Below are 14,859 nucleotides of genomic sequence, written 5' to 3' on the forward strand. Positions count from 1 at the left end.
GCCTCCCCTCCTCCCCCCCCCCCCCCACCCCCCCCCCCACCCCCCCCCCCCCCCCCCCCCCCCCCCCCCCCCCCCCCCCCCCCCCCGCTCCCCCCCCCGCTGCCTGCTTACCCTCCTGGAGGCACCCCCGTTGGCTGTGATCCTGGCCCTCATGTCCGCCATGGTCCTCGGAGCCGCCGACTTCACCGGCGGCCTGGCCACCAAGCACGCCCGCGCCACCTCGGTGGTGTTCTGGTCCAACGTCGCCGGACTGGTCACCGCGTTAGCCCTCGCGGGACTGCTGTCCACCACCGGCACCAGCGTCCACGACGCCGTCTGGGGCTCCGCGGCCGGCCTGTGCGGCAGCATCGGCGCGGTCCTGCTCTACCGGGCACTGGCCTCCGGGGTGATGAGCCTGGTCGCCCCCACCACGGCCGCCGCCGCGGCCGCGCTGCCGGTGATCGCCGGCGTGCTGACGGGAAACCACCTCACCCTGCTCGGCGTGATCGGCATCGCCACCGCGCTCGTCGCCGTCCTGCTGGTCTCGCTCACCGGCGGCGACCCGGCCGAGGCCCCGGACGCGGACGCCGCCCCCGAGACCGCCGAGGAGCGGGCCCGGCGCCGCTCCAAGGCCGCCGGCGCCGTCGTCTGGGCGCTGCTGGCCGGCACCGGCTTCGGCCTCTACTTCGTCTTCCTCCAGCGCGCCCCCACCCACACCAGCCTGTGGCCGCTGGTGTGGACCCGCTGCGCCTCGCTGACGATGCTGCTGATCGCCGCGCTGTTCGCGCGCCGGGCCCCTGTGCTGCCCCGCAACGTCGCGCTGATCGCCCCGCTGTCGGGACTGCTGGACATGGCCTCCAGCGCCCTCTACCTGGTCGCCGTGCGCAACGGCACCCTGGCCGTCATCGGCCTGCTGGCCTCCCTCTACCCCGTCAGCACGGTGCTCCTCGCCCGGATCGTCCTCAAGGAGCGGATCCGCCCGGTGCAGCACCTGGGCGTGGTCCTGGCGCTGGGCAGCGTCGTCCTGCTCGCCTGGAACTGACGGCCAAGGGGCCTGACGCCTCGACGCCCCCCCCTGTCGACGGCGCACCACGGCGCCTGGGGTTTCCCGGAGTTCGCAGGTCAGGGCGGCTGAGCGGAGCGAATTCCCGGGAGGTCCAGCCCGGCACGGCCCGCCATTTCGTGTTCGGATCGTTGCTCCGGCACGGGCGGGTCGTGTCGGGTTTCGGGCTGATCATCTGGAATGCTGTTCCCCGTCCGCCTGCCCACGGCTCGCGCGGCGGACATCCGCAGTACCGGGCACTCGGCCCGGGAAGCCCACGGAGAGAACGGAACATCATGAAGCCATCCGTGCTTGTCGTGTCCACCGACCCGCAAGGGTCCGCCGTCGTCTGGGCGGAGCGGGTGGGCGACAACCTGCCCTTCGACTTCATGGCGGCGCACGAGCATGCCGAGCAGCTGGTGAACCTGAAGAACACCGGCGCGAAGATCCACGTCATCGCCAACCAGAAGGGCGGCGTGGGCAAGACCACCACCACGGTCAACCTCGCGGCGTGCACCTTCGACGTCCTCGGCGAGAAGGACGAGTACCAGCACATCTTCATCGACACGCCGGGCACCCTGGCCGACGAGGAGATCCTGCGCAGGGCGCTGGAGATCGCGGACGACGTCCTGGTCCCGATGATCACCGAGCCGCTGTGCTTCGACCCGACGGCCCGGACCATCAAGAAGGTCATCGAGCCGATGGACATCCCCTTCCGGGTCGTCGTCAACAACTGGGACCCGCGCGACGGGCGCGCCGACCTGGAGGACACCGAGGCGTACATCGCCGCGAAGGGCTGGCCCCGCGCCAAGACCGTCCTGCGCCGGTACAAGATCCACTCGCGGGCGGTGGCCGAGGGAACGGTCGTCACCCAGTACAAGGAGAGCGGCACCGCCTACCGGGCCCGCGAGGACTTCTTCCGGCTGTCCCTCGAACTCGGTTACGGAGGTCGCTGATGGCAGGCCGTCGCGTCTCCTTCGCCTCGATGGCCGCCGACCCGGTGGTCGACGCCCCCGGGGTGGACAGCGCCAACGACAACCCGGCGGCCCGGTGGATCCCCACCGCCAACTGCCGGCCCAACCCGCGCAACCCCCGCGACGAGCTGGGCGACCTCTCCGACCTGGCGAGCATCAAGGACCGCCAGTTGCAGAGCTGCCTCGCCGTCACCCCGGAGGCCTACCTGCGGCTGTGGCCGGAGGACCGGCAGACGCTGGGCGCCGGCCCCCAGGACGTGATCGTCGTCAACGGCAACCGCCGCCGGGCGGCCGCCGAGTTGTACGGGCGGGAGCAACTGCTCGTCGTTGTGGACGACTCGGTCGCCGAGTCCAAGGCGACCCTGCTGCGGGCCGCGCTCGACGAGAACATGGCGCGCAAGGACTTCGACCCGATCGAGGAGGCCAACGCGGTCCTGCTCATCGTGGCGCAGTACCCCACCGCCAAGGAGGCCGCCGAGGCCGAGGGCTGGTCGCAGAGCTGGATCTCGCACCGCAAGAACCTGCTCAAGCTCCACCCCGACCTCCAGCAGCAGGTCCGGGCCAAGGCTCGCGGCGAGGAGGGCGTCTCCATCAACGTCGCCCGCCGGCTCGGATCGGTGAAGGGCATCGAGGCGATGTCCCTGGCCGAGCAGACGGCGCAGCTGGAGCAGCTGCTCCAGGCCGACGCCGAGGCCGTGGTGGCCAGGCGGGCGGCGAAGGCGGAGGCCAAGGCCGCGGCCGCCGCCCCCAAGGCGACCGTCGGCGCTCCCGCGCCGCAGCCCGCCGCGGTGCCCGCGCCCGCTCCTGCGGCCCAGCCGGCTCCGGCGGCCCCGCGCCCGGAGCCCGCACCCGAGCCCGCAGCCGGCGCCTCGGCCGCGAGCCCTGAGCCCGCTCAGCGCCCCGACCGATTTTCCGCGGAAAATTCCGAGCCGCTCCCGATGCCGGAACAGCGGGCCGTCGCCACCCCGTCGGACGACCCGGCGCCGGCTCCCGCGGTCTCCCCGGCTTCCGCGGCTTCCCCGGAGGCGGAACTCGGCACCGTCGACTGGCACAACGTCGAGGAACTGGCGGACGCCATCTGCCGCACCCTCTCCGCCGACGAGGCCTACCGCCTCGCCGACGCCCTCGCCAACCGCCTCCTGACGACGGGCGCCTGACCCACCCACGGTGTCCCGCGCCCCGCCCACCCGGGAGGGCGCGGGACACCGCTGTGTCCGGCCACGGACCTCGCCACCGGAGTGGGGGTGAGGGCCGTCGGCCGGGCGCTCACCACTGTCAGTCGAGGATGCGGCCGCCGTGGTAACGCAGTTCGTAAGCACGCCGTCCGTCAGAGGTCAGGATGTGCTCGACCCCCCGGAAACGGTCGACGGTACCGACGGTCTCGTCGACATAGGTGAGGCCGGCGGCCTCGTACCGGAAGCCGCCGAGGAAGCGGCCTTCGGCGTAGAGGGCGGTGAGGGCGGCCTTGATGGTCTCGCCCGCGGTGAAGGCGGTGATGCCGTCGGTGAGCAGGTAGCCGTAGTAGTTCATGCCCCACACCGGGCGGTCCCGGAAGTGGACGGTCTCCTGCCCGAGGAAGTCGGTACCGCCGAAGTAGCTGTCCCGGTAGACGAGTTCCCCTTCGCGGTGCTCCAGATCGTGCGAGGCGAGGCGGGTGGCCGCCACTTGGCCGCCACCGCCCGCGTAGGTGGCGGACTTGGCCCGGATGATGAAGGCCTGCAATTCGGCTGAGCCGGGGTCGGTGTACATGGCCCGCTTTCTTACCAGCCATCACTGACACATCCGCCGGGGAGGCCAAGGCAGCGGCCGCTTCCCCGCCCGTGATCGGTATACGGGCGGCACCGGCCTGGCCGGGACTTCGGCCGGTCGGCGCCCGTGCACCGTGCTCCCGGGGCCGGGCAGGGCGCCCCGGGGGGGGGTCCGTCAGGGGTGCTGGAAGGTGACCTCCGGGTAGGCCGGCGACGGGCGGTCGAGGAGTCGTTGGGGGATGCCCTTCAGGTGGAGGTCGAAGAAGGCGCCGACGTAGGTCCGGGTGATCTTCTCGGCGCGCGGTGGGGTGAGCGTCGCCTCGGGGGCGGGAAGGCCCACGCGGGCCTCGATGAGCGGGCCGTCGGTGAAGCTCCCGTGGTCGGCGCCGGTCACGGACAGCCAGCGCTTCCAGCCGTCCATGCGGGCCCAGGCCTCGCCCCACGTGGTGTCCCAGCCCGAGGTGTCGTGGACGGACTGGTCGCCGAGCAGCAGGAAGGGGCGCCCGTCCAGTCCGCCGGCGGGGAAGGGGTCGAAGAACTTGCCGTCCATGTTGACCCCGGCGCGGATCCGGCGGTCGGCGGCCATGGCGGTGGCCGCGGAGTTGCCGCCGATGGAGTGCCCGGCGATGCCGATCCGGTCCCGGTCGATCATGCGGGCGTGCGGCCAGGCGGGGCGGGGGCCGGTCAGCCGGTCGAGGACGAAGGAGATGTCCTTGGCCCGGCTCGGGGGGACGGCCGGAATCCTGTTGTCGTCCCCGTCGTGGCAGATGGCGCAGGCCAGGGTGCGCCCGTCGGGGAAGGTGGTGCCGGAGGTCTCGTAGGTGTGGTCGACGGCGGCGACGACGTAGCCGCGGCTCGCCAGGTCCTCGGCGAGGCCGGTGAGGGTGGCGCGCGGGAGGGTGAAGCCGGGGGAGAGGACGACGAGCGGGAACCTGCCCGGCGCCGGGCTCGCGCCGGTGCGCGCCCAGGGGTGGAGGCCGGTGGCCGCCTCGGCCGGCAGGTCGGCGCCGGGCGCCTGGAAGTCCAGCAGCAGCCGGGCCTCCTCGGCGGTCAGGTACGGGGCCGCCGGGCCGCCCGTCCCGGGACGGGCCGGGTAGTACATCGACACCATCAGCTGCCGGGCGCCCGCGGAGGGCACCCACGGGTCCGGGCGGTTCTCGTCGACGAGGTGCAGCGTGCCGCGGCCGACGGCGTGCCGCCCCGTCGGGCGGGGCAGGTCCGGCTGTGCGGCGGACGTCCGCGCGGCGGTGACGGCAGGGGAGGCATGGGCGGCAGGAGTGGCAGGAGTGGCATGGGCGGCAGGCGCGGCGCCGGCGGGCCCGGGGGCCGCGAACGCCGAACCCGCCCCGGCGACCGACAGCGGCAGGAGCAGGGCGAGTGCGGTGGTGGCCACGGCGGTTGGACGGAGTCTGTTCATGCCCAAACGGTAGGCCGCGCAAGGCTGTTCCGGCCTCGCCGCGAAGGCTGAGAGGGTGTCATCTCCCGGATGTAGCGGCGCATCGCCTCCGGGGAGGACGGCGGCTTCGCCGGTCCCGGCCACATGGCGGGGCGGCGGGCAGCGGGCGTACGGCGGATCCGGTACGCCCGGCGGCCGCTCTGTGCTCCTGCGGGTGGAGCGGCCCTTGGCACGAGTCGCGTGGCGCGGGCGGGCCGGGGGCGCCGGGAGCGGATATGCTTCCTCGCGCCGGAGGTGCCCGCGACCGCAGTGGGACCAAGGGCCCGGCGATCACCGTCGCCGCCCGCCGTGGGCGCCCGGCGTTTCACCCGGCCGGCGGTCGGGCACCGCACTTCATGACGCGCACTTCATGACACGACGACGACGGGTGGACGCGATGCCGCTTGAGGGCGAGTACGAGCCGAGTCCGGCACAGTGGGTGCGCGACCAGGTCGAGCTGTACGAGAGCTCGGGCGGCACGCGGGGGACGACGCTGGGGGACACGGGCCTGCCCGTCGTCATCCTCACGACGCGCGGCGCGAAGAGCGGCAGGATCCGCAAGAGCCCGCTGATGCGCGTGGAGCACGAGGGGCGCTACGCGGCCGTGGCCTCGAAGGGCGGCTCCCCCCGGCACCCGGAGTGGTACTTCAACGTCACGGCCGACCCGCACGTGGAGCTCCAGGACGGGCCCGTGCGCCAGGACATGGCGGCCCGCGAGGTCACCGGGGACGAGCGGGCCCAGTGGTGGGAGCGGGCGGTCGCCGCGTACCCGCCGTACGCCGAGTACCAGGAGAAGACCGACCGCCTGATCCCCGTCTTCGTGCTGGAGCCCGCGCGCTGACAGGCCCCGCGGGCAGGTTCCGACCAGGGTGGGAAGCGCCACACTTCCGCCGCCGAGCGCGCCGGTGCTCGCCGCCTCGTCGGCGGCCGGGGACACTGGTCGCCGTGACCGATGTGCGAGAGACCCTGGATTACCAGACCTTCGGGCGGGCGGTGCGCGAACTCGCGCAGACGATCGCCGACGACGGCTACGAGCCCGACCTCGTCCTGAGCATCGCCCGCGGCGGGGTGTTCGTGGCGGGCGGCCTGGCGTACGCGCTGGACTGCAAGAACATCCACCTGGTGAACGTCGAGTTCTACACCGGCGTGGGCACCACGCTCGACATGCCCGTCATGCTGGCGCCGGTGCCCGCCGCGATCGACTTCACCGACAAGAAGGTCCTGATCGCCGACGACGTCGCCGACACGGGCAAGACCCTGAAGCTGGTGCACGACTTCTGCCTCGACCACGTCGCCGAGGTCCGCTCCGCCGTCATCTACGAGAAGTCGCACTCCCTGGTGAAGTGCGAGTACGTGTGGAAGAGGACCGACGACTGGATCGAGTTCCCCTGGTCGACGGAAGGCCCGGTCGTCCGGCGCGACGGCCAGGTGCTCGACGCCTGACCGGACACGGCTTCGAGGCCGAGCCGGGCCCCCGGCAGCGGGTGCGGTCCCCGACTCCCGGCCGCCGACCGGCAGTTGCTAGCGTGATCGCCGTGACGGAAGCGGAAGAGCTGGAACAGCTGGTACTGACCCCCGGCGAGCGGGCCGCAGGGGTCGGGGTCGACAGTGTGATGTTCACGATGGACTGGACCGGTGAGGACGAGCCGGGCCTGCTGGCGGCGTTCGTGGCCGGCCGGGTCCGGGCCTTCGGGGTGGAGCCGACCGGTGTCGACACCGACGCCGTCCGCCGGGAGGCCGAGGCCGACCCGGCGCTGCGCCGCGGTGACCTCCCGGTCCGTCAGCTGGATCACCTGGCCGGGGTGCTGGCGGAGCTCGGCTGCGTCCTCCTGGTGTGGGACAACGGCACCGACGCGCTACGAGGTCCTGGTCGCGCCGGCCGGTGAGCAGGAGCCGGTCGCCTTGACGTACGAGGGCCTCCCGGTGCGGGCCTGGGGCTCGGAGCCCGACACGACCCTGGTCAGCCTGAGCTGCCCGGGCTGCTCGCGGATGCTGGTCTGGGAGCTGCCGCCGGCCGAGACCCTGGCCGGCGAGCACTGCGACTGCGGCGCCCCGCTGTTCGACGCCGAGGGCCGGCCCCTTCCGGACGTCACTCTCCACGACTGAGCCGCCGGCCGGGGCGCACCGTGGCGAGCGCACCCGCGCGGCCCGGCCGCCCGGACGCGGCACCGGGGCCGGCGGAAGCCGGGCAGCGGCGGCCGAGGGCGGGGCTCCCGGCCGTAGCCGCTTCCCGGTTCGTGGGGTAGGAATGGGGGCGGTACGAACCGGGAGGGGGCGCTGATGAAAGCGGTGCGGATCGTCGGGGTGGTGCGGGCCGCCGGGGTGGTGACGGGCGCGTTGGCGCTGGTCGCGGGGTGCGCTTCGGGTGGCTCGGCGGGTTCCGGGGAGCCCGGGGGCATGTCGGCGCAGGCGCGCGGCTATCTGTCGGAGGCGCTGGACCTGTTGCAGCGGGAGTCGCTGAACACGGCGACGGTGGACTGGCCGAAGCTCCGGGGCGAGGCGTTCGCGCGGGCGGCCGGGGCGCGGACGGCGGCCGACACCCACGCGGCGCTCGGCGGCGCGGTGGCGGCTCTCGGGGACGGCCACAGCCGGTTCTACCCGCCCGGCGAGGCGGCGGCCGTGGACGCCGACCCCGCGACCGTCGACGCCCCGACGGTCGAACAACTCCCCGGCGGAATGGCCAGGTTGACCCTTCCGGCGGTGAACGGTTCGGAGCGCACCTACGCCGAGTACGTCGCCCGCGGCCGCGCCGCCGTGGCCGGGGTGACCGCCTGCGGCTGGGTGGTGGACCTGCGCCGGGAGAGCGGGGGAGGGATGTGGGCGCCGCTGGCGGTGGCGGCTCCGCTGCTCGGGGACGGCCCGGTGGGGGCCTTCGTCACGGCGGACGGTACCCGCAGCGTCTGGTCGGTGCGCGAGGGCGTGCCGTTCCTGGACGGGACTCCACAAGCGGAGCCCCCCGGGGACGCAGCGGCCGGCGGGGACGCGGCGCGGAGCGCGCCCGTCGCCGTCCTCACCGGCCCGGGGACGGGCAGCGCGGGCGAGGCCGTCGCCATCGCGTTCATCGGCCGCCCCGACACCCGCAGTTTCGGCTCGCGCACCTACGGGGTGCCCACCGGCAACGCCGTGCACCGCCTGTCGGACGGCGCGGTGGTCCTGCTCACCGGCGCCGCCGAGGCGGACCGCACGGGCCGGATCCACGAGGGGCCGATCGCGCCGGACGAGACCGTGGACATCCGCAAGGACGGGGACCCGACCCTCACCGCCGCGACGGGCTGGCTCGGGCGGCAGGCGTCCTGCGGCAGTGCCTAGGCGTGCTGTCCCGATGGGCGGTCAGCGGGAGGCGACCGCGCTCCCTCCGAGGGTGGCCGCTGTGACCGGCGCGGGGTGCGGCACGGGCTTGCGCCGCACCCCGCCGGGTGTCACAGCCGGGGGTCGACCAGGATCTTCACGGCCGTCTCGTTGTGGTGGATGAGGGTCTCGAAGCCTTCGGTGACGAGGTCGTCCAGCCCGATGGTCTTGGTGATGAACGGCGCCAGGTCGACGCGCCCCTCCTGCACCAGCTTGATGGTCTGGGGGTGGGAGTTGACGTAGGCGATCGTTCCGCGCAGGTCGACCTCCTTGAGGACGAGCTTCTGCATGTCGAGCGAGGCCGGCTTGCCCCAGATCGAGATGACGGTGATGACGCCGCCCGGCCTGACGGCGTCGAACAGCGTGTCGAGGACGGCGTTGACGGAGGTGGCCTCGAACGCGACGTCCGCGCCCTTGCCGCCCGTCAGGCGCCGGACCTCCTCCGCCACGTCGGTGACGGCGGGGTCGATGACGTGGTCGGCGACCTTGGTGTCCAGCGCCTTCTGCCGGCGCAGCGAGCTGAGCTCGGAGACCGCGACCTCGACGCCCATCGCCTTGAGCACCGCGCAGGTGAGCAGCCCGATCGGGCCGGCGCCGCCGACGAGGGCGAAGTCGCCGGCCTTGGCGCCCGAGCGCTCGAAGGCGTGGTACCCGACCGACAGCGGCTCGATGAGGGCCGCCTGGTCCAGCGGGACGTCGCCGACCGGGTGGACCCACCGGCGCTCGACGACGATCTTCTCGGCGAGTCCGCCGCCGCGGCCGCCCAGCCCGATGAAGTTCATGTCGGGCGAGAGGTGGTAGACGGGGTTGTCCTCGCTGGTGTCGACGTCGGGGCGCAGGATGTAGGGCTCGACGACGACGCGGTCGCCCGGCTTCAGGTCCTCGACGCCCTCGCCCACCGCGTACACCACGCCGGACATCTCGTGGCCGAGGGTCACGGGGGCGGCCTCGCCGGAGACCGGGTGCGGGTGGCCCGCCGGCGGGACGAAGATCGGCCCGTCGAGGTACTCGTGCAGGTCGGTGCCGCAGATCCCGCAGTACGCGACGTCGATGCCGACCGTGCCCGGACGGACCGGGGGCTCCGGTGTCTCTTCTATGCGGATGTCACCGCGGTCGTAGTAGCGTGCGGCCTTCATGGGCGTTGTCCTCTCCACCTGGTGTCTTCGCGGCCCGTACAGGGTCGTGGCGCGCAGTGAGGCCTGTGCCTCGTCTGGCGGATTTAAGTTGACGTTTAAACGTTACTCCTGAAGGTCCGGATCGACGCGGCGGCGCGCCCGGCACCGGGGGGCGAGAGGGGGTGCGGTGAACGAGGGCCGTGGGGGGCGCGGGCTCAGGCTTTCGGGGCCGGCTCGCGGGGCGGGGCCGGGACGAACAGCACCGCGATCAGTGCGGCCGCGGCCAGCAGGACGGCCGTGACCACGAACGCCCGGTCGTAGCCGGCCGCGAGCGACTCCAGCGCTCCCCGCCCCGCCGTCGCCGCGTCCCGGGTGGCAGCCGTCGCCAGGGAGGAGAGCACGGCCAAGCCGATGCTGCCGCCGCACTGGCGCCCGGCGTTGAGCAGCCCGCTGACCAGGCCTGCCTCGTGCGGGGCGACACCCGACGTCCCCATCGCCGTGTTGGCGACCATGCAGATGCCGACGCCCGTGCTGGTGACCACCGACGGGCCCACGAAGGCGGTCAGGTAGCCGGAGTCGACGCCGAGTCCGCCGAACCAGAGCATGCCGAGCCCCGCCAGCAGCAGCCCGGTGGTGAGTGTGGCCCGGCCTCCGAACCGGGCGCCGAGGCGTCCGGCCGCCATGCTGCCGGCCATCACGCCCGCGCAGAACGGCAGGAACGCGGCGCCCGCCGCCAGCGGCCCGTAGTGCAGGACGTTCTGGAGGTGCAGCGAGCAGAAGTAGAAGCCCACCAGCATCGCCGCCCCGATCAGGGTGACGATCAGGCTCGCGACCCACGCCGTGCGGCTGCGCAGCACCCCGAGCCGCACGATCGGCGCGGAGGCGAAGCGGGCCTCCCAGGTGAGGAACGCGATCCCGAGGAGGACGGCGGCGCCGAGCGTGGCCAGGGTCCGGGTCGAGGTCCAGGGGTGGCGGTCGGTCTCCATCAGGCCGTAGACGAGGGTGCTCATCGCGCCGGTCCCCAGCACCGCGCCGACCAGGTCGAGCCTGCCTTCGCGCTTCGGGCGGGAGGCAGCGACCGAGCGCACGGCCGGCAGCGCGGCCAGCGCGACCAGCGGGACGTTCACGAAGAACACCCACCGCCAGTCGAGCAGGTCCGTGAGCACGCCGCCGAGCAGGACGCCCAGCGCGCTGCCCGCGGCCGTCACCATCGACCAGATGCCCAGGGCCCGGGCCCTGGCCGCCCCCTCGGTGTAGGTGACCATGATGAGCGTCAGGCTGATCGGCGCGAGGAGTGCGCTGGCCACGCCCTGCCCGGCCCGGGCGCCGATCAGCTGGGCGGGGGTCTGCGCGAGGCCGCCGAGCACGGAGGCGATCCCGAACAGCGCCAGGCCCGCGAGCAGGGCCCGGCGGTGTCCGGCCAGGTCGGCCACGCGCCCGCCCAGGAGCAGCAGGCCTCCGAAGGCGAGCGCGTAGGCGTTGACGACCCAGGGCAGCGCGCCGTCGCCGAAGCCGAGGGAGCGGCCCATCGCGGGCAGCGCGATGTTCACGATGCTGGCGTCGAGCGTCACGATCAGCTGGCAGAGGCAGGCCGTGGCCAGCACCGTGCCCGGGCGGGTTCCGGACGGCCCGGGTCCGCGCGCGGCGGTGGCGGACGGCGCCCCTGGCGCGGTCGTCGACGATGAGGGCAGGGCTGATCGGGGCACGGCCACCTCCAGATGCGAACGATGTTCGCGTAAGGTAAGCCTTACTTAACTTTCGTCGCAAGTGCGCAGGTGGACGCCTTGTCAGGCGTGGCAGGAACGGCGGCCGTGGCAGGCGGGGCAGGAACGGCGGGAGTGGCAGGATGACGGAATGGCAGAGCAGCGCACGGCCGGCGGACTCGGCGGCCCCGGCCCCCACTCACGGCGCTCGCGCCCCGGGCTCACCACGGGCGCGGTCGTCGCCGCCGCGCGGCGGCTGATCGAACGGGACGGGATCGACGCGCTCACCATGCGCGCCGTCGCCGCCGAGCTCGACACCGCCGCCGCCTCGCTCTACCGGCACGTCGCCGACCGCGAGAGCCTGCTGCTCGCCGTCCTGGACGAGATCGCCGAGGGGATGCCCGTGGACGTCCCGGGCGACACCGCCACCGCGCGGCTGCTGCGCAGGCTCCTCGACGCCCACGACTTCCTCGCCCGGCACGCCTGGGTGCCGCAGGTCCTCGTCCGCGGTGAGCTCGCGTCCGCGAAGGCCCTGCCCTTCGTCGACGCCTGCCTGGCCGACCTGATGGCCGCCGGCCTCCAGCCCCCGCGCGCGGCCTGCGCCTACCGCTCCTGCTGGCAGCTCCTGGTCGGCGAACTGCTCTCCGAGCACCCCGTCGACCGCCGGCGCCGGCCCGACCCCCGGGCCGACTCGATCGCCGCCGCCGACGCCCGCACCCTCCCCGCCCTGGCGCTCGCCCGGGCGACGGCCCCCTACCGGGGGCCGGGCGCCCACTGCGCCGAACTGCGCACCGCCCTGGCGGCGCTGATCGACGGGCTGGTGGCCGCGGGCCGGGGCTGAGGCCCTTCCGGGGCATGTGACGGCCGGTCGCGGGGCGAGCGCTCCCTCCGGCTGACGGCCGAGTCGAACGCTCGACGCGAGGACACAAGGTGTCCTAAAGTGAATCGTGTGTCCTCGCGCCGGGCCTTCGCGGTGCTCCGTGCCCGCGACCGACGCCCCGGGGACCGTCGCGACCGAAAGCGACCGAAGCGACCGAAGTCACCACCCACCGCGACCGACACGACCGCCGCGACCGAAGCGGTCGCCGCGACCGACGAGCGAAGGAGAACCACGGCCATGGCCGACACGTTCGAGACGGGCAAGACCGACCTGGTGAACCTGGCCCACCAGCGGATGCGCAGCGCGATCCCCGACAACGACTGGACGGTGCGCCAGAAGCTCGCCCTGACCTGCCGCATCCTGTTCGACGCCGGCCACGACTCCGGGCTGGCCGGCCAGATCACCGCCCGGGCCGAACGCCCCGGCACCTACTACACCCAGCGCCTGGGCCTCGGCTTCGACGAGATCACCGAGGACAACCTGCTCCTCGTCGACGAGGACCTCAACGTCCTGGAAGGCGACGGGATGGCCAACCCGGCCAACCGGTTCCACAGTTGGGTCTACCGGGCCCGCCCCGACGTCAACTGCGTCATCCACACCCACCCCCTGCACATCTCCGCGCTCTCGATGCTGGAGACCCCGCTGGTCGTCTCGCACATGGACATGTGCCCGCTCTACGACGACTGCGCGTTCCTGGAGAAGTGGCCCGGCATTCCGGTCGGCAACGAGGAGGGCGAGATCATCTCCGCCGCCCTCGGCGACAAGCGCGCGCTGCTGCTCGCCCACCACGGCCAGCTGGTCGCCACCGCGACCGTCGAGGAGGCCTGCACCCTGGCCCTGCTCTTCGAACGGGCCGCCAGGCTCCAGCTGCTCGCCAGTGCCGCCGGGAAGATCCAGGAGATCCCCGAGCTGCTGGCCAAGGAGGCGCACGACTGGACCTCCACCCCCAAGCGCGGCCAGGCGAACTTCGCCTACTACGCCCGCCGCGCCCTGCGGGCCGGCCACGGCGACGCCCTGACCGGCCGGAAGGAGAACTGAGATGGACGCCACCGCCCTGGAGGGGATCATCGCCTACCCGGTGACCCCGTTCTCACCCGCCGACGGCGGCCTCGACCTCGGCCGGCTCACCGAGCTGATCGACCGGCTGGTCCGCTCCGGCTGCCACGCCGTCGCCCCGCTGGGCTCCACCGGCGAGAGCGCCTACCTCGACGACCAGGAGTGGTACGCCGCCGCCGAGGCCGCGGTGTCGGCCGTCGCGGGCCGGGTGCCCACCGTCGTCGGCATCGCCGACCTCACCACCCGCAGCGCCGTGCGCCGCGCCCGGTTCGCCGAACAGGCCGGCGCGGACGTGCTGATGGTGCTGCCGCTCTCGTACTGGAAGCTGGACGAACGGGAGATCACCCGGCACTACACCGAGATCGCCGACGCCGTCGGCATCCCGCTGATGATCTACAACAACCCCGCCACCGCCGGCGTCGACCTCAGCCCGGAGCTCATGCACCGGCTGGTCGAGCGGGTGGAGAACATCACCATGGTCAAGGAGAGCAGCGGCGACATTCAGCGGATGCACCGGCTCACCCAACTCTCCGACGGCGCACTGCCGTTCTACAACGGCTCCAACCCGCTGGCGCTGGAGGCGTTCGCGGCGGGCGCGGCCGGCTGGTGCACGGCGGCGCCCTGCGTCATCCCCGGTCTCACCCTCGACCTGTACCGGGCGGTGCGCGACGGCGACCTGGACGAGGCCCGCCGGGTGTTCTACCGGCAGCTGCCGGTGCTGCGGTTCCTGCTGGACGGCGGCCTGCCGACCACGGTGAAGGCGGGTCTGGCGCTGTGCGGCCTGGACGTCGGCGAGCCCCGGCGCCCGCTGCTGCCGCTGGACGAGGCCGGGACGGCGCGACTGGCCGCGCTGCTCGCGGAGGCGGGGCCTGCCCGGCTCCGGTCTGACGGCCGGTCGGCCCCGGACCGGGTCGGCCAGGGCGTCAGGGCAGGGTGGGCACCCGGTCCGAGGGGCCGGCCGGGTCGTCGTGGATGACCACGAGGATCTCGGCCGGCTCCGGCCCGGTGCTCCGACAGCGGTGCGGCAGCGCCGAGTTGAAGTACACGCTGTCCCCGGGGCCGAGGTCGACGCTGTGCTCGGGGAACTCCAGGACGGCGCTGCCCGCGTGGACGAAGAAGAACTCCTCGCCCGCGTGCGACTTGAACGGCGAGTCCACCGGCTCGGTCGGCGGGTGCATCACGAACGGCACCATCCGCTTGCCGCTGAGGCCGGTCGCGATGCCCTCGTAGCGGGAGGCCCCCGAGTCGGAGCCGCCGCCCATCGGGGTGCGCTCGCCGGCCCGCACCACGGTGACCAGCTCCGGCTCCACCTCGTCCGAGAAGAGCCGGCCGACGTCGACCTTCAGCGCGTGGGCCAGCTTGAGCGCCGTCGAGATCGACGGCTCGCTGATCCCGCGCTCGACCTTGGACAGGTAGCTCTTGGTGACCCCGACCTGCTCGGCGAGCGCCTCCAGGCTGAGCCGGTTCTGCTGCCTCAGCACCCGCAACCTGCTGGCCATGCGCCACCTCTCACCCGCGGAATCGTCCGGTCCATTATCGGCCCGGCCCGGGCGGCCCTGATCGCATGCCCGGCCGGGAG

The 14,859-nt window shown here is 73.7% G+C and carries 16 protein-coding genes; 11 read left to right on the forward strand and 5 right to left on the reverse strand.

Annotated elements, in window-relative coordinates:
• Positions 1 to 151: 151 nt before the first annotated feature.
• The 3 genes from ACZ55U_RS35040 (at position 152) to ACZ55U_RS35050 (ending at position 3,152) form a co-directional block, all read left to right on the forward strand.
• Entirely contained in the window at positions 152 to 1,021 is an 870-nt protein-coding gene (locus ACZ55U_RS35040) for an EamA family transporter (RefSeq protein ID WP_465532906.1), read from the forward strand.
• 296 nt (positions 1,022 to 1,317) lie between these two features.
• Positions 1,318 to 1,977: a ParA family protein gene (locus ACZ55U_RS35045; RefSeq protein WP_465532908.1), complete on the forward strand. Its 660-nt coding sequence runs from the start codon at positions 1,318 to 1,320 to the stop codon at positions 1,975 to 1,977.
• Positions 1,977 to 3,152, forward strand: a complete 1,176-nt coding sequence (locus tag ACZ55U_RS35050; RefSeq protein ID WP_465532910.1) for a ParB/RepB/Spo0J family partition protein — start codon at positions 1,977 to 1,979, stop codon at positions 3,150 to 3,152. Before ACZ55U_RS35045 ends, ACZ55U_RS35050 begins: the two co-directional genes overlap by 1 nt.
• A gap of 118 nt (positions 3,153 to 3,270) precedes the next feature.
• Here ACZ55U_RS35050 and ACZ55U_RS35055 read toward each other — a convergent pair whose 3' ends face one another.
• A complete protein-coding gene (locus ACZ55U_RS35055; RefSeq protein WP_465532912.1) occupies positions 3,271 to 3,744 on the reverse strand; it encodes a DUF5680 domain-containing protein in 474 nt (157 codons plus the stop codon).
• 174 nt (positions 3,745 to 3,918) lie between these two features.
• Positions 3,919 to 5,160, reverse strand: a complete 1,242-nt coding sequence (locus ACZ55U_RS35060) for an alpha/beta hydrolase family protein (RefSeq protein WP_465532914.1) — start codon at positions 5,158 to 5,160, stop codon at positions 3,919 to 3,921.
• A 415-nt stretch (positions 5,161 to 5,575) separates the two neighbouring features.
• Here ACZ55U_RS35060 and ACZ55U_RS35065 point away from each other — a divergent pair, with 415 nt between their 5' ends.
• The 5 genes from ACZ55U_RS35065 to ACZ55U_RS35085 all read left to right on the forward strand — a co-directional run bounded on the left by ACZ55U_RS35065 (position 5,576) and on the right by ACZ55U_RS35085 (position 8,487).
• Positions 5,576 to 6,019, forward strand: a complete 444-nt coding sequence (locus ACZ55U_RS35065) for a nitroreductase family deazaflavin-dependent oxidoreductase (protein WP_465532947.1) — start codon at positions 5,576 to 5,578, stop codon at positions 6,017 to 6,019.
• Positions 6,020 to 6,123: 104 nt separating this feature from the next.
• Positions 6,124 to 6,621 carry a phosphoribosyltransferase gene (locus ACZ55U_RS35070; protein WP_465532916.1) on the forward strand — a complete coding sequence of 166 codons (498 nt, stop codon included), beginning with the start codon at positions 6,124 to 6,126 and terminating at the stop codon, positions 6,619 to 6,621.
• 92 nt (positions 6,622 to 6,713) lie between these two features.
• Positions 6,714 to 7,064, forward strand: a complete 351-nt coding sequence (locus tag ACZ55U_RS35075; RefSeq protein ID WP_465532918.1) for a hypothetical protein — start codon at positions 6,714 to 6,716, stop codon at positions 7,062 to 7,064.
• Between the two features lie 16 nt (positions 7,065 to 7,080).
• Complete coding sequence (locus ACZ55U_RS35080; RefSeq protein ID WP_465532920.1) at positions 7,081 to 7,284, forward strand: hypothetical protein; 204 nt, start codon at positions 7,081 to 7,083, stop codon at positions 7,282 to 7,284.
• Between the two features lie 174 nt (positions 7,285 to 7,458).
• Positions 7,459 to 8,487 (forward strand): S41 family peptidase, encoded by a 1,029-nt coding sequence (locus ACZ55U_RS35085; RefSeq protein ID WP_465532922.1) that lies wholly within the window; start codon positions 7,459 to 7,461, stop codon positions 8,485 to 8,487.
• 110 nt (positions 8,488 to 8,597) lie between these two features.
• Here the strand turns inward: ACZ55U_RS35085 and ACZ55U_RS35090 are convergent, their stop codons facing one another.
• Together ACZ55U_RS35090 and ACZ55U_RS35095 are read right to left on the reverse strand one after the other, a co-directional pair.
• Positions 8,598 to 9,662: a 2,3-butanediol dehydrogenase gene (locus tag ACZ55U_RS35090; protein ID WP_465532924.1), complete on the reverse strand. Its 1,065-nt coding sequence runs from the start codon at positions 9,660 to 9,662 to the stop codon at positions 8,598 to 8,600.
• Between the two features lie 194 nt (positions 9,663 to 9,856).
• Entirely contained in the window at positions 9,857 to 11,347 is a 1,491-nt protein-coding gene (locus ACZ55U_RS35095; RefSeq protein WP_465532926.1) for an MFS transporter, read from the reverse strand.
• Between the two features lie 148 nt (positions 11,348 to 11,495).
• Between ACZ55U_RS35095 and ACZ55U_RS35100 the strand changes: the two genes are divergently transcribed.
• The 3 genes from ACZ55U_RS35100 (at position 11,496) to ACZ55U_RS35110 (ending at position 14,256) form a co-directional block, all read left to right on the forward strand.
• Positions 11,496 to 12,185, forward strand: coding sequence for a TetR/AcrR family transcriptional regulator (locus ACZ55U_RS35100; protein ID WP_465532928.1), 690 nt, complete (start codon positions 11,496 to 11,498; stop codon positions 12,183 to 12,185).
• Between the two features lie 276 nt (positions 12,186 to 12,461).
• On the forward strand, positions 12,462 to 13,262 hold the full coding sequence (locus tag ACZ55U_RS35105) for an aldolase (RefSeq protein WP_465532930.1): 801 nt from the start codon (positions 12,462 to 12,464) through the stop codon (positions 13,260 to 13,262).
• Between the two features lies 1 nt (position 13,263).
• Positions 13,264 to 14,256 carry a dihydrodipicolinate synthase family protein gene (locus ACZ55U_RS35110; protein WP_465532932.1) on the forward strand — a complete coding sequence of 331 codons (993 nt, stop codon included), beginning with the start codon at positions 13,264 to 13,266 and terminating at the stop codon, positions 14,254 to 14,256.
• Here ACZ55U_RS35110 and ACZ55U_RS35115 read toward each other — a convergent pair.
• A complete protein-coding gene (locus tag ACZ55U_RS35115; RefSeq protein ID WP_465532934.1) occupies positions 14,204 to 14,779 on the reverse strand; it encodes a helix-turn-helix domain-containing protein in 576 nt (191 codons plus the stop codon). The genes ACZ55U_RS35110 and ACZ55U_RS35115 overlap by 53 nt on opposite strands.
• Between the last annotated feature and the right edge of the window lie 80 nt (positions 14,780 to 14,859).

The organism is Kitasatospora sp. NPDC034533 (assembly GCF_055575155.1).